At 66.4% G+C, this 13,812-nt stretch carries 14 protein-coding genes; 5 read left to right on the plus strand and 9 right to left on the minus strand.

Annotated elements, in window-relative coordinates; translation table 11 throughout:
* Positions 1–14 precede the first annotated feature (14 nt).
* Together F618_RS0105330 and F618_RS0105335 are read right to left on the minus strand one after the other, a co-directional pair.
* Complete coding sequence (locus F618_RS0105330; protein ID WP_018176009.1) at positions 15–449, minus strand: response regulator; 435 nt, start codon at positions 447–449, stop codon at positions 15–17.
* Positions 446–2,533, minus strand: a complete 2,088-nt coding sequence (locus F618_RS0105335) for a PAS domain S-box protein (protein WP_018176010.1) — start codon at positions 2,531–2,533, stop codon at positions 446–448. The genes F618_RS0105330 and F618_RS0105335 overlap by 4 nt, the downstream gene beginning before the upstream one ends.
* A 241-nt stretch (positions 2,534–2,774) precedes the next feature.
* On the opposite strand from F618_RS0105335, the gene hisI reads away from it, so the two are divergent.
* The 5 genes from hisI (at position 2,775) to F618_RS0105360 (ending at position 8,318) form a co-directional block, all read left to right on the plus strand.
* Positions 2,775–3,215: a phosphoribosyl-AMP cyclohydrolase gene (gene hisI / locus F618_RS0105340; RefSeq protein WP_019567971.1), complete on the plus strand. Its 441-nt coding sequence runs from the start codon at positions 2,775–2,777 to the stop codon at positions 3,213–3,215.
* Positions 3,212–4,621 (plus strand): cysteine--tRNA ligase, encoded by a 1,410-nt coding sequence (gene cysS / locus F618_RS0105345; RefSeq protein WP_019567972.1) that lies wholly within the window; start codon positions 3,212–3,214, stop codon positions 4,619–4,621. Before hisI ends, cysS begins: the two co-directional genes overlap by 4 nt.
* 5 nt (positions 4,622–4,626) lie before the next feature.
* Complete coding sequence (locus F618_RS0105350; protein ID WP_018176013.1) at positions 4,627–5,274, plus strand: DUF1007 family protein; 648 nt, start codon at positions 4,627–4,629, stop codon at positions 5,272–5,274.
* A gap of 69 nt (positions 5,275–5,343) precedes the next feature.
* Positions 5,344–6,417 (plus strand): nickel/cobalt transporter, encoded by a 1,074-nt coding sequence (locus tag F618_RS0105355; protein WP_019567973.1) that lies wholly within the window; start codon positions 5,344–5,346, stop codon positions 6,415–6,417.
* A 98-nt stretch (positions 6,418–6,515) separates the two neighbouring features.
* The gene (locus F618_RS0105360) at positions 6,516–8,318 is read left to right on the plus strand and encodes a long-chain fatty acid--CoA ligase (RefSeq protein WP_019567974.1); all 1,803 of its coding nucleotides are present in this window, start codon (positions 6,516–6,518) and stop codon (positions 8,316–8,318) included.
* 108 nt (positions 8,319–8,426) lie between these two features.
* Here the strand turns inward: F618_RS0105360 and F618_RS0105365 are convergent, their stop codons facing one another.
* The 7 genes from F618_RS0105365 to F618_RS0105395 all read right to left on the minus strand — a co-directional run bounded on the left by F618_RS0105365 (position 8,427) and on the right by F618_RS0105395 (position 13,236).
* Positions 8,427–8,897, minus strand: coding sequence for a DsrE/DsrF/DrsH-like family protein (locus tag F618_RS0105365; RefSeq protein ID WP_018144415.1), 471 nt, complete (start codon positions 8,895–8,897; stop codon positions 8,427–8,429).
* Between the two features lie 106 nt (positions 8,898–9,003).
* Positions 9,004–9,150, minus strand: a complete 147-nt coding sequence (locus F618_RS16145; RefSeq protein ID WP_018144416.1) for a hypothetical protein — start codon at positions 9,148–9,150, stop codon at positions 9,004–9,006.
* A gap of 100 nt (positions 9,151–9,250) precedes the next feature.
* On the minus strand, positions 9,251–10,816 hold the full coding sequence (locus F618_RS0105375) for a dynamin family protein (RefSeq protein WP_018937887.1): 1,566 nt from the start codon (positions 10,814–10,816) through the stop codon (positions 9,251–9,253).
* A 27-nt stretch (positions 10,817–10,843) separates the two neighbouring features.
* The gene (locus F618_RS0105380) at positions 10,844–11,365 is read right to left on the minus strand and encodes a hypothetical protein (RefSeq protein ID WP_018144418.1); all 522 of its coding nucleotides are present in this window, start codon (positions 11,363–11,365) and stop codon (positions 10,844–10,846) included.
* 44 nt (positions 11,366–11,409) lie between these two features.
* The gene (locus F618_RS0105385; protein WP_019567975.1) at positions 11,410–11,997 is read right to left on the minus strand and encodes a DUF302 domain-containing protein; all 588 of its coding nucleotides are present in this window, start codon (positions 11,995–11,997) and stop codon (positions 11,410–11,412) included.
* A 51-nt stretch (positions 11,998–12,048) separates the two neighbouring features.
* Complete coding sequence (locus tag F618_RS0105390) at positions 12,049–12,693, minus strand: AAA family ATPase (RefSeq protein WP_018144420.1); 645 nt, start codon at positions 12,691–12,693, stop codon at positions 12,049–12,051.
* Between the two features lie 111 nt (positions 12,694–12,804).
* Positions 12,805–13,236 (minus strand): sulfur globule family protein, encoded by a 432-nt coding sequence (locus F618_RS0105395; RefSeq protein ID WP_019567976.1) that lies wholly within the window; start codon positions 13,234–13,236, stop codon positions 12,805–12,807.
* Positions 13,237–13,812: the final 576 nt, after the last annotated feature.

The following is a 13,812-nucleotide window of genomic DNA, read 5'->3' on the forward strand; positions in this document are numbered from 1 at the left end:
AGGGGGCCGCGGCTTCAGACCGGCGGGTGGTTAAGCAGGCACCAGTAGAGCTCGACCTGCTCGGCGACCTGCACGAACTGGGCGAAATCCACCGGTTTGACAATGTAGGAGTTGGCGCCGCAGTCATAGGCAGTGGCGATGTCACGGTCCTCGCTGGAGGAGGTCAGCATCACCACCGGAATGCGCCGGAAGCGTTCGTGCGCACGGATACGCCGAAGCACCTCCAGTCCGTCCACCTTGGGCAGCTTGATATCCAGCAGGATCACCGCCGGCGGCGCGAGTTCGCCGCGCTCCCAGCGATCGAGAAACTCCAGCGCCTCCACCCCATCGCGCGCGGTCTCCAGCGGGTTGGAGAGGTTTCTCCGCTTGAAGGCGCGCTGCATCAGATCGATATCCACCGGGTTGTCCTCCACCACCAGGATGGAGGGCTGACGTCCGGCGTGGCTCATCGCGGGAACTCCACGTGGAAGGCGGCCCCCTCGCCCGGCGTGCCGTCGGCGCGGATCTCGCCGCGCAGCCGGTGGACTGCACGGCGCACCAGGGCCAGGCCGACGCCGGTCCCCGGATAGGCCTCGGCACGGTTCAGGCGCTGGAAGATATCGAAGATACGATCCCGAAACGCCATGTCAAAACCGATCCCGTTATCCCGCACCGTGATCCCGAGTGTAGCGCTGCGGGATTCGGCCTGCACCGTTACCTGCGGGGCCTCGCGCTCGGCACTGAACTTGAACGCGTTCTCCAGCAGGTTGCGCAGGATCAGGGCGACGCCATCCGGGTCGCTGACAAAGCAGAGATCGGGGTCGATCTCGATACTCACCTCGGCGCGCTCACGCAGTCCCGGATCCACCGACTCCAGCACCTCCTCCACCAGCGCGCGCACGCGGACGGTGCGCTCCTCCAGCGGCCGACGCTCCATGCGCGAGTAGGCCAGAAGATCCGAAATCAGTTCGTTCATCTGCGCCACGCCATTGCGGATATTGCTGAGGAAGACGCGACCCTCACCCTCCAGCTGCTCGCCGTAGTCCGCCTCCAGCAACTGGCTGTAGCCCTCGATTCCGCGCAGTGGTGCCTTCAGGTCGTGGGAGACGGCATAGGAAAACGATTCCAGTTCCTGGTTGAGCGCCTGCAGGGCCGCCGTGCGTTCCGCCACCCGCTGTTCGAGCGTGGCATTCAGATTGCGCAGTTCCAGTTCGTTGCGCTTGAGCTCGGTCACCTCCAGCACCGTGCCCTGTACGTAATGCAGGCCGTCGGCGCGCTCGATCGGCGCCTCCATGGTGAGACTGAACCAGGCCTCCTCGCGCGCCTCGGGCCGGGCCTTCAGGAGCAACCGCTGGGGCCCGGGCCGGCCGCCGGCGATCAGGGTCTCCATCGCCGCGGAGAAGCTCGCCCCGTCCGCGGACTCGAGGTCGAAGAAATTGCGGGCAAACGACTCCAGCGTCGGCTTGCCGTAGTGGGAATCACAGCCCAGCAGCGCATACAACCGATCGGACCACCACAACTCGCGGTTATCCAGCAGGTACTCCCAGCTGCCCAGGCCGGCGTGGCGCTCGGCCTGGCTCAGGCGATCCACCTGGCGTGCCAGGGCGGCCTCCGCCTGCTTGCGCGCCTCGATATTGCGCAGCGTCACCAGCAGCAGCTTCTCTCCGGCGATCTCGGTGACCTGCAGGTTGGCCTCCACCCAGAACCCGTGGCCGTCACGGTGCCGGGCGCGCCATTCGAACACCAGCTGTTCGCCACGCCGGGCGCGCTCCATCAGGGCCTTCTGGCGCTGAACGTCGAATCCGGTCTCGTCCGCGCTAAGATCGGCCACGTTGCAGGCCAGCAACTCGGCTCGGCTGTAGCCGTACATCTTCTCGGCCGCAGCGTTGATTCCGATCAGGGCCTCGGTATCCAGGTCTTGCAGCAGGATCGCCTCCTGCACGTTGTCGAAGATCGCACGGAAGCGGGTCTCGGAATCACGCAGGTCCTGCTCGGCGCGCCGGCGTTCGGTCACGTCCACCAGCAGGCCATTGATACGGATCACCTGTCCGGACTCGTCACGGGTCAGCCAGGTCCGGTCTTCCAGCCAGACCCAGCCGCCCGGTCCGTCCCGCAGGCGATACAACTGGGTGTAACGGTCCGGGCCGCGCTCGATGTGCGCGGCGACCTCGGTCACGATGCGGTCGATATCATCGGGGTGGATCAGGTCGGCATAGTGCACCTCGCCGCGCAGCAGGGCATCGCGGGCGATGCCCCAGCGCTCGATATTCGGGGAGACAAAGGTGACCGGCCAGCCGGGGGTGGTAGCCCACTCGATGGCAACCACCGGGGAACGTTCAACAATCCCGGTAAGCCGGCGCGCCTCGCGCGATGCGCGGTCACGGGCCTTGAGGGGAAAATACACCAGCAGGAACAGGAGGATGGCCGTGACCACCACGTAGCCCCAGCCCTTGAGGGTCTGCAACTGCCCCAGCAGCTCCAGATCGTCGACCATCAGCAGCAGGGCCCGGTCGGACAGGGCGATCCAGAGCAGCCCGACAACCAGATACAGCACGGCGACGAGTAACGCGGTGCGCCCCGCGCTGGGTCTCCAGCTACCCTTGTTGCCTCCCGCCATGCCATTCCTCCGACCGCCATGGAGACGCGGCCGGCATTCCCTGCCCGCCAGCTGTCCTGTCTCGAGCATCGACCACCCGTGGCCCAAGCGCAACCCAGGTCTGGCGGGGCCGGATTGCGGGCTTCGGAGCGCGGTTCGAAAATGGTATTCTTCGCCGCTCCCGCAAGCGGACGCAGCGATGTTCAAGCAACTCGAAGGCGAGCCCCGTGGCGAGCGCCACCCGACCCCAGTGGTCCTGGATCGCCTGAAGCTCAATGCCGGCGGGCTGATCCCCGCTATTGCCCAGCAGCACGACACCGGCGAGGTCCTGATGCTGGCGTGGATGAACCGCGAGGCCCTGGACGAGACCCTGGCGACGGGACGCGTCTGCTACTACTCGCGCTCGCGCCAGGCGTTGTGGCGCAAGGGCGAGCAGTCCGGGCAGGTGCAGCAGCTGCATTCGCTGCACCTGGACTGCGACGGCGACACCCTGCTGCTGAAGGTCGACCAGACCGGCCCCGCCTGCCACACGGGGCGGCGCAGCTGCTTCTACCTCCAGGTCGGACAGGACACCGTCGTGGTGACCAGCGATCCCGAGATCGCCCCCGAGACGCTGTACGGCAAGGACACCGGGCAATGAGCGCGGCCCGGACCCTCAGACTGCACAACACCCTGGGCGGGCGCGACGAGCCGTTCGTGCCCCAGGACCCGGAGCGGGTGACGCTCTACGTCTGCGGCCCCACCGTGTACAACCGCGTGCACATCGGCAACGGCCGGCCGGTGGTCGTGTTCGACGTGCTGTTCCGCGTGTTGCGCGAGCTCTACGGCCCGGATCACGTGGTCTACGCCCGCAACATCACCGACGTCGACGACAAGATCAACAAGGCCGCCGCCGACAACGGCGAGCCCATCGCCGCGCTGACCGAACGCTTCACCCGGGCCTTCCACGAGGACATCGCCGAACTCGGCACGCTCAAGCCGACCCTCGAGCCGCGCGCGACCGAACACATCCAGCCGATGATCGAGCTGATCGAACGCCTGATCGAACGCGGCCATGCCTACGTGGCCGACGACCACGTGCTGTTCGACGTGACCTCCTACCCGGACTACGGCGCCCTGTCCGGGCGCTCGCTGGCGGACATGCAGGCCGGCGCCCGGGTCGAGGTCGCCGACTACAAGCGCCACCCCGGCGACTTCGTGCTGTGGAAGCCGGCCGCGGCGGGCGAGCCCGGCTGGGAGAGCCCCTGGGGCACGGGCCGCCCCGGCTGGCACCTGGAATGCACGGCAATGATCCGCAGCCACCTGGGCCCGATGATCGACATCCACGGCGGCGGCCACGACCTGGTCTTCCCGCACCACGAAAACGAGATCGCCCAGGGCTGCGCGGCCGAAGGCTGCCACGAGCACGGTACCCACTACGCCCGTTACTGGGTACACAACGGGCACCTGACCATCGACGGCGAGAAGATGTCCAAGTCGCTGGGCAACTTCCGGCTGCTGCACGACCTGCTGCAGCACTACCCCGGCGAGGTCCTGCGCCTGGCACTGCTGTCGCGCCACTACCGTGCCCCGCTGAACTTCTCCGAAGAGACCCTGACCCAGTCGCGCAACAGCCTGAATGGCCTGTACCGCGTACTGCGCGATGTGGCCGACATCGAGGCCGACGACATTGCTGCCTCCGACACGGCAGTGTTCGCGGCGTTGCTGGATGACCTGAACACCCCCGCCGCGATCACCGCGCTGCACCGCATGAGCGACGCCCTGGCAACAGCATCCGACGATGCCGAACGGGCCCGCCGCAAGGGTGAACTGCTGGCGGGCGCCGCCCTGCTGGGTCTGCTGCAACAGGACCCAGCCACGTGGTTTCAGGGCGACGCCGGGGACAATGACCTGGCCGCCTGGGTGGAGGAGCGCATCGCCGCACGCAAGGCCGCGCGCCAGGACCGCGACTTCGCCAAGGCGGATGCCATCCGCGACGAACTCGTCGCGCGCGGCATCGAGCTGGAAGACACGCCGGATGGCACGCGCTGGCAGCGCGCCACCTGAAGCCGATGCATCTGCGCCCCTGGCTCATGCGATTGACGCTGGTTCTGGGTCTGCTCCTGCCGGCCGGCGCGCTCGCCCACCCGCATGCGTGGATCGACCTGCGCATGGGGCTGGTCTTCGACGATGCCGGCAACCTGGCGAGCATGGAGCAATCCTGGCGCATCGACCCGACCTACAGCCACATGCTGCTGGAAGACCTGACCCGGGACCTCGACGGTGCCACCGGCATCGATGCGGCGCTGGAACACGCCGCCGAACGCATGCTCGGAAACCTGGCTGCCTATGACTACTTCACCGAACTGAACCTGGGCGACGAGCGCCTGGACGTGCCGCAGGCCCGCAACGCGCGCCTGACCCTGGAGGACCGGCGCCTGCACCTGCGTTTCGAGCTGCCGCTGGACGAACACGACATCACCGCCGGTGACGCCTTCACCTACCGCGTCTTCGACCCGGAATACTGGATCGAGATCCGGCACGATCCGGACGACATCGTCTTCGTGGAGAATCGACCCGGTTGCGAGGTCGCCGTCACCGAGCCCCGACCGGACCCGCAGCTGATCCGCTACGCCGCCACCCTGGAACGTTCGGACCGCAGCCCGGTCAACGACCTGGGCCGTCACTTCGCGGAAACCGCCACGCTGGAATGCGACTGAGCCTGGTGCTGCCGCGCGATCGGACGCCACGCACACCACACCGCAGACTGAGTGTTATACAGTAACGCCATGCGCACCGACCAAGACCTGTTCCGACGCCCTTCCCTCAACCTGCTACTTCTGTTGCTGGCCCTGCTGTTTGGCGGCTCCGGACTCGTGCAGGCCGAGACCGGCCACCCGCTGGGCGCCCCCACCGGGGCGCCCGCCGAACGCGACGCGCCCGCCAGCGGCAATCAGGCGCCAACCCCACTGGTTGAGCCCCCGAGCCACCTGGAACGCCTGACCGGCTGGATGCTGCAGACCCAGCGGCAGTTGCACCGCAGCCTGACCGAGGGCCTGCACGCCCTGCGCGACGGTCCGACCACACAAACCGCCGGGGCGCTCATCCTGGTCAGCCTGCTCTACGGGATCTTCCACGCCGCCGGCCCCGGCCACGGCAAGGCGGTGATCAGCGCCTACCTGCTGACCCAGCCGCAGAACCTGCGGCGCGGCATCCTGCTATCCACCGCCTCCGCGCTGGCGCAGGGCGTCACCGCCATCGCCCTGGTCGGTGTGTTGATCGGCCTGTTCGGCTGGCTGGCCCGCGACACCCTGGGTCAGGTACGCACCCTGGAGATCGCCAGCTTCGCCCTGGTCGCGGTGCTCGGGCTGTGGCTGATGGTTCGTGCCCTGCGCCATGCGTGGCGGCTGCATCGCGCCCACCGCGCTCAAGCCCACGATCACGATCACAATCATGCGCACGAACACGACGCGCACTGCGGCTGCGGCACCCCGCACCACGTGGATCCCAACCAGCGTGGTACCTGGTGGGGCACGGTGCTGGCCGTCGGCATTCGCCCCTGTTCCGGCGCGGTGCTGATCATGGCGGTCTCCACCGCCCTGGGCCTGGCCTGGGCTGGCGTGGCCGCCGTGCTGGCGATGTCACTGGGCACGGCGGCGACGGTCTCGGTGCTGGCGACCCTCGCCGTCTCCGCGCGTGACTGGACCCGTCGCTGGCTGGGCCCGACGCGCATGGGCCGGCTCACCTACATTGGGCCGTCCCTGGGCCTCGCCGGGGGCGGCGTGATCGCCCTGATCGGTCTCAGCCTGGTCCTCGGCGCCATCGCCTACCAGCCCGTTGCCCACCCGCTGGGGATTCGCTAGGTTTGATCCCTCGACAGGTTGTCCACGGGGCCCCGCTTGCCCCGGATGGACGCCTCCTCTAACGTCCGGGTCATCGGACCCTAGCGCGCGAGGCCCTCATGTCGTCGACCACCATCACCCCGGAACAGGCCCCCACCCTGCCGGCGCTGTTCCGCACCCGGGTCTCCATGAGTCGGGATGCCCCGGCCTATCGCCACTTCAGCGCCGACGACCAGACCTGGAAGCAGACCACCTGGGGCGAAATGGCCGCGATGGTGGATCGCTGGCAAGCCGCGCTGGCGCGCGAAGGTTTCAAGCCCGGGGAACGCGTTGCGCTGATGCTCGGCAACTCGCGCGAGTGGGTCGCCCTCGACCAGGCCGCCAGCGAACTGGGGCTGATTACCGTGCCGCTGTACACCGACGACCGCCCCGACAACGTCGCCTACATCATTGGCCAGACTCAGGCCCGCCTGCTCTTGCTGGGCGAGAGCATGCACAACCGGCGCCTGTCCGAACACTTCGAAAACATGCCCTCGCTCAAGCGCATTGTCTGCCTGGGCCAAACCGAGGGCGAGCCCGATGACTCGCGGGTGATGGACCTCGACCGCTGGCTGGAGCGCGGCGACCCCGACCACGTGCATCGCCCGGACCTGGACCCCCAGGGCCTGGCGACCATCGTGTTCACCTCCGGCACCACGGGGCGACCCAAAGGCGTGATGCTGTCGCATCGCAATATTCTCGACAACGCCCAGGCCTCTTCCACCGCCGGACCGCTGTCGGATACCGACCGCTTCCTCTCGTTCCTGCCCTTGTCCCACATGCTGGAACGCACCGGCGGCTATTACATGCCCATGCTGATTGGCGCCGAGGTCGCCTTCGCGCGCTCTATCCAGGGCCTGGGCGAGGATCTGATGTCCGTGCAGCCCACCGTGCTGATCTCGGTCCCGCGCATCTACGAACGTGTGCATGGCCGTATCCAGGCCGGCCTGAAGGAGAAATCCGCGATCGGCCGTGGCCTGTTCAAGGCCACGGTGGCCATTGGCTGGCGCCGCTTCGAATACCGGCAGGGCCGTGCATCCTGGTCCCCGGGCTTGTTGCTGTGGCCCCTGCTGGAGCGAATCGTGGCACGCAAGGTGCTGAATCGCCTGGGCGGCAAGCTGCGCTTCGCCGTGTGCGGCGGCGCGCCGCTGCCGCCACCGATTGCCCGCTTCTTCATCGGCCTCGGCCTCCCGGTACTGCATGGCTACGGCATGACCGAATCCAGCCCGGTGGTCAGCGTCAACACCCCGGACGACAACCTGCCCGCCTCCATCGGCAAGCCCCTTCCGGGGGTCGAAGTAAAGATCGGCGAAATGGACGAGCTGCTTACCCGTTCCAGCAGCGTCATGCTTGGCTACTGGAAGAACGAAGAGGCCACCGCCTCCACGATCGACCAGGATCACTGGCTGCACAGCGGGGATCAGGCACGAATCGACGACGATGGCCGCATCTTCATCACCGGACGCCTGAAGGATATCCTCGTACTGACCAATGGCGAGAAGGTCCCACCGGCGGACATGGAGATGGCCATCGCCCTGGATGCCCTGTTCGATCAGGTCATGGTGGTCGGCGACGGCCACTCCTTCCTGAGCGCCCTGGTGGTCCCCGAACCCGAGGCCTGGGCGACCTTCGCCGAGGACCACGACCTCGACCCCAGTGCCGCCGGACGCCTGTCGCGTGCTACCGAGCGCGCCCTGCTCCAGCGCATGCAGTACCAGCTACGCGACTTTCCCGGCTACGCCAGGATCCGCCACGTCCACGTGGTGCACGAACCCTGGTCAGTGGACAACGGCATGCTGACCCCGACCATGAAGCTCAAGCGCCCGGTCATTACCAAGCACTACGCCAAAGCCATCGAGGCCATGTACGCCGGCCACGACTGATCTTTTTCTGTCGGTCGCCACGAAGCGCACGAAGGCACCCAAAAACGAAAAAGGCCCCGCAGCGCAATGCCGCGGGGCCTTGAGGGGCGCGCCAGGCGCGCTGCCGGCTCAGATGAACAGGCAGATATCGGACTCGCCGGCGAACTCGAAGAACGCGGCGGCCCCGGCGTATTCCACGCCGTCGATGAATTCGCTGGTGTCCATGTCGAACAGGTCCACCGTCATCTGGCAGGCAATCATGCGTACCTCGGCCTCCAGGCACAGCTCGCGCAGGTCGCCCAGATCGGAGACGCCCTTCGCCGCCATCTTTTTCTTCATCATCACGGTCATCATCTTCTGCATGCCCGGCAGGGCCTGCAGAAGCACCGGCATCGGCATCGGCATCGGCATGCCCGGATTGCCCAGCGAGGTCACCTGCAGGTCCAGCTTCTTGCGCAGCAGCTGCAGGCCGTAGAAGGTAAAGAACACCTCGCAGTCGTAGCCCAGAGCGGCCGCCGTGGAGGCGAGGATGAAGGGCGGATAACCCCAGTCCAGGCTACCCTTCGTGGCAATGATGGCCATCTTCTTTTGATCACTCATTTCTACTTTCTCCTCCAGTGGTAACAGGAATCGGATCCGCCACAGCCCCCTGCGCACGATCCGTCCCCAGTTGGTTAAAAGCCCGTGGGTGTCGGGGCGGGAGAGCCTACTGCTCCGACGCCTGACGCCCCCTGCGCCAGTCGCGGATCAGTGCACACCCGGCACAAACCCCCAGCGCTGCCATGCTGGCCCATACCGAGATGGGCACCAGGATCATGGCCAGCGCGAACATAAGCCACGCCAGTATGGTCATCGTTCTCCTCCTGCACAACATTAGCGGCCGGTAATCGCACCCGCTGGTCGTGCTGCTTGCTGCGAGCCGGCGCAGGAGAAGGGGTCATGCGCCCCTGCCCCTAGCGCCTCTCCGGCGCCTCCGGCTCGGCGTAATCGCGGGGCGCATCCGTGCCCGGCGTCGGGTCAGGGACCGGGGCTTCCGGCTCCTTCGGGTTGTAGACATCGCTGGCCGAGGCCCGCCCGCCCTGGCGCGAGACCGGGCTGGCATCCACAAACTGGTTGTTCAGGCGCTGGATGTAGGCCTCGGCGCGGTCGCGCAGCTGATGCAGGCGGCCGATCATCCGCCGTCCCAGACCCAGCGGTGCTCGTCCCATCATCGGGCGCCAGGGACGCGTGTTCTTCTCGAAGGCCGCGCGCCAGTTACCGGCGGGGGTCTCGGTCGGCAGCGTCCGCGCGATGCGGCGCGCCAGCCAGCGGCGATTGAAGAAGTGAATCCCGCCGAGCACGATGGCCAGCACCACGATGCCAAAGACCGTCAGCAACGGGCGCTCGCCCATGGACTGCCAGACGCTGCCATCGGTCCACGGGGCCACACCACCAGTCCACTGGTAGCCAATCAGGCCCAGGATCACCGCGACCACCGCGAACATCCCGGCGTCGAACTGCATGACACGGCGGCGCCAGCGTGCGAGCGCACGTTGCAGCGCCGGCATGACGTCCATCTCGATGGATTCGGCGATCGCCTGCAGCGAGCCAAGGATCCGGTAGGAACGCGAGGAACTGATCTCCTGGATCTTGGCGTGGATCTCCTGACGGTCGCGCCGGGATTTTTCCTCGTAGCGCTCGCGCACCTGAGGATCGCCGATCTCGACCGCCGCACTCTCGTTGTACAGGCAATAGAAGCGCCCGGTGGCATTGCCCTGACGCACCACGGCGCGCTGCCAGGCGGAAACAACCTCTTCCAGGTTGTCCTCGCGCCAGGTGGTGTCGATCTGGTTAAGGATAAACACCAGTTTGGTGAAATCATTGCGTTCGGCGACGCGATTGACCAGGTGCTCCAGGGTGTCGCGCATCGCGCCCGGTTCCGGGTGGCGGGCATCGAAGAACACCAGTACCAGGTCGGACAGATCGATGATGTGGTCGGTCAGCTGCAGGATTGTCGCGCGCTGCTCGTCGGCATCGAACCCGGGAGAGTCGATGATGATGCGCCCGCGCAGATGCTCCGCGCGCGCGGTCTTCATCGCGAGGAAATGATCCACCGTACGCCCGCCACCGTCGGTGATGCGCTCGATCTCGTCGGATACGCGATAGAACGGGAAACGCGGATCGCCGTCCAGCGCGAGCCCCGGCAGCTCCTGCACGTGCTCGCTTCCGCCGTAGCTGATCACGGTGAACTTGTCGTCTACCGCCTGCGAACCGCTGCGCTGCACGGTGGTGCCCACGTATTCGTTGATGAAGGTGGACTTGCCGGCCGAGAACGTCCCCAGCATGGCGATCATCGGCCACCAGGAGATGGTGAAGGCGTAGGAGTCTTCGGTGGGATCCAGCAGACCGGCCGCATAGCCGACCCGGTCCAGATCACGGAAGGGGTCGACCACCCCCTTCAGGACCGGATTCTCTTCGGCAAGGCGGTCGCTGAGCAGCTTGAGCTGCTTGCGTACCCGAGGGCCAGGACGATTGAACATGCGGACTCCGTCAGTCGAAACGCGTGATCAGCGCGGGTAATACGGCCCCGGCGAACCCCGGACCGGACCGCTCTGATCGGTGAATGGGTTGAACATGTTCATCATACCCATGGGCGCCCCCACATTGCGATTCAGACTCCACATGTCCTGTTGCATGCCCGTGATCGCGCCCGCCATCACGCTGGTATCGCGCGTCATCGAGCCGATATTGGCATCCATCGAGCGCGTATTGCCCGCGATCACCGCCACTTCCTCGTTCATTACCCGCATGGTGTTGTTGATGTCCGTCATCTGGTGGTCCATCGAGGCCATGTGCCCGGCGATGGTGGACATGTCGCGATCGACCACCTGGGTCATCTGGGCGATCTCCTGGGTCAGCTGGCTGACATCCCGCGTCAGGCTGGTGATCAGCCAGAACCCGTAGATGGCCAAGACCACGAAGGCCAGCAAGGCGGCGTACACAATCAGCTCCACACGCCGGGAGCGGGCATCCGCCTTGTCCGCCTCGTCGCGGACCCTGTTGAAATCACTGTTACTCTCGTCACTCATTGAACGCCCTTGGTCGATGCATGGAATCGGGTTCGCTACCCCCGTCAGAAGGCGCCGACGGCGGCGCGGTCGATGATTTCCTCCAGTGATTCCTTCACAAAAATGGCCTGCTCGCGCAGATCCCCGGGCAGCGGCCGCCCTCCGTGGATCATCGGCTCCAGATCCAGCGTCATCAGCCACAGATTGCCCTCGGCATCTTCCTGCAGCACGATCCGGCACGGCAGATACGCAGCCATCGCCGGGCTGTGGCGAACCATCTGCGCGGCAATCGCCACATCACAGAACATATAGATCTTCAGGAACGGAAAGTCCTCCCCGGTAACGCTTCGTACCTCCTCCCCCATCGGCAATTCGCCGACGTTGCGGATATTCAGCTCGTTGGCCACCAGGCGCAGAATATCCTCGACCTCGTCGACCGCCAGGCCCGCGTCCACCTTGCGCTTGTAGACCATGGCCTCCGCGGCGTCGCCGGTCTCCAGCACCGTGCGGGCCATCTGCGAATAGACCTTGGGCGCCTGGGAATCCAGCGAGCGGACCTGACCGAGGTAGGGCTCGAAAGCAAAAATGGCATACCCCACCCCAATCAGTGCCAGCAATCCGATCACGACCAACGCATTGCGTATGAAGCGCATGAAGCTCTCCTGCTCGGTGCCCGCCGTCCGGTGATCACCGGACGCGACACATTATTGTTTCTTGCGGCGGTTGCGCCCGAACAGGGCTACAGCCAGGGCATCCAGCTCGGCGGCGGCCTTGCCGCGGGGCTCCAGTTCGCGCACCGAGAGCCCTTCGCTGAAGGAACGGCGAAAGGCCATGCGCTGCTTCAGCCGCGGCTTCAGCAAGCGGACCCCCTCGATCTGCTGCAGCGCCTCGTGCGTCTCGTCGGTCTCGCGCACGGCCTGGTGCGTATCGGCACGATTGATGAATGCCAGAATCTCGGGACGATCACGCGACCCCCGTTGCTCCTGAATGCGCTGAACGAAGCGATAAGTCGACCAGACGTCCGCCTGGCTGGGCGGCACCGGGATCAGCACACGGTCGGCACCCTCCACCGCTGTCATCAGGGAGGCCATGTCCGACGCACCGACATCGATCAGCACCTCGTCGTAATCGCCCGCGCGGGAGCGGACCGCATCGAGATCACTGACCCCGTCCAGCGCGGGTTCGTAGCCTTCCTCGTGGCGCACCTCCAGCACATCGCTGAGGGTTCGCTGCGGATCCAGATCCACGGTCAGGGCGCGACGACGCCCCTCCAGCAACCACAGGGCCAGGTTAAAGGCCACGGTACTCTTGCCGGTACCACCTTTCAGATTGGCGACGACGGTCTGCATGGCGTCTCCTTCGAGCATTGCGGATTGGCGGCTACGCGCAACCCACCAATCCGCACGGCTCCGAAAAAAAGGGGCCTGCCCGACACCGGGCAGGCCCGAACAGCGACGGGCTTAGTTGCCCTGGCCCTGCTGCTGCGGCATCTGACCCTGCGGGCCATAGCCCCGCGGGCCGTAGCCCGGACCGTAGCCGTAGCCCGGGCCGTAGCCATAACCCGGATGGCCGTAACCCTGACCATAACCCCGGCCGTAGCCATCCCCATAGCCATGACCGTAGCCGTGGCCGCGGCCACGACCGCTGGCGGAGAAGTCAAAGTTACCGTCACCCATCATGTCACCCATCATGTCGCCCATGCCGTAATTACGACCGGAGCCGTAACCGGGGCCACCGAAGAACGGCATGCTCGGGCCATAGCCGTAGCCCGGGCCATAGGCGCCGGGGCCATACCCGTAGCCGGGGCTGCCCCACTGGGCGGAGGCCATCATCGGGGCGGCCAGGCCACCCAGGGAAACGGCGAGAACTGCTGCTTTGACCAACTTGTTCATGGTGCTACCTCCTGAAGGAGTCATGCCCTCAATTTGAATGCGTGTACGCGGGGAGGGCTTCCCGAATGCACGCCTTACTGGTCAGGGGAACGGGAAACCGCCCATCCCCCAGGGGAAGACCGAAGACGGCCCGCCCATGCCCGGGTAACCGGACTGCCCCGGATACCCGTATGGATAGCCCCCCGGCATCCCGCCAGGGGTGTGGAACGACGGAGCACCCGGTGTGCCGTACGGGTGTTGCGGCCCGTAGCCGCGGTACGCCGGAGCGTGCTGCGGCGGGCCTGGCGCATCCCGCGATTCGCCCCGCCGTGACGGGTCGTAATCGCGGTCCGGAAAACGCCCGCGCGGGCGTTCCGGGGCCGACCGCTGCACCTCCGGCGTACCAGAGGCCCAGGGGTTGTGGCGATCACTCGCCGCCAGGTCGGCGGCCGGCAACAGAAACCCCGTGGCCAGCAATACCCCGAGTATCGGGGCGTTTCTGACCCGCCTGCGTTTCGGTTGACCGGACTGCCTGCCCTGCATGGCGAACTGCCTCCGTCTGGCTTCCACTCCGACGGGCACCAGCGCCCGTCGGCA

This window comes from Thioalkalivibrio sp. ALMg13-2 (genome assembly GCF_000381185.1).
Taxonomy (GTDB): Bacteria; Pseudomonadota; Gammaproteobacteria; order Ectothiorhodospirales; family Ectothiorhodospiraceae; genus Thioalkalivibrio; species Thioalkalivibrio versutus.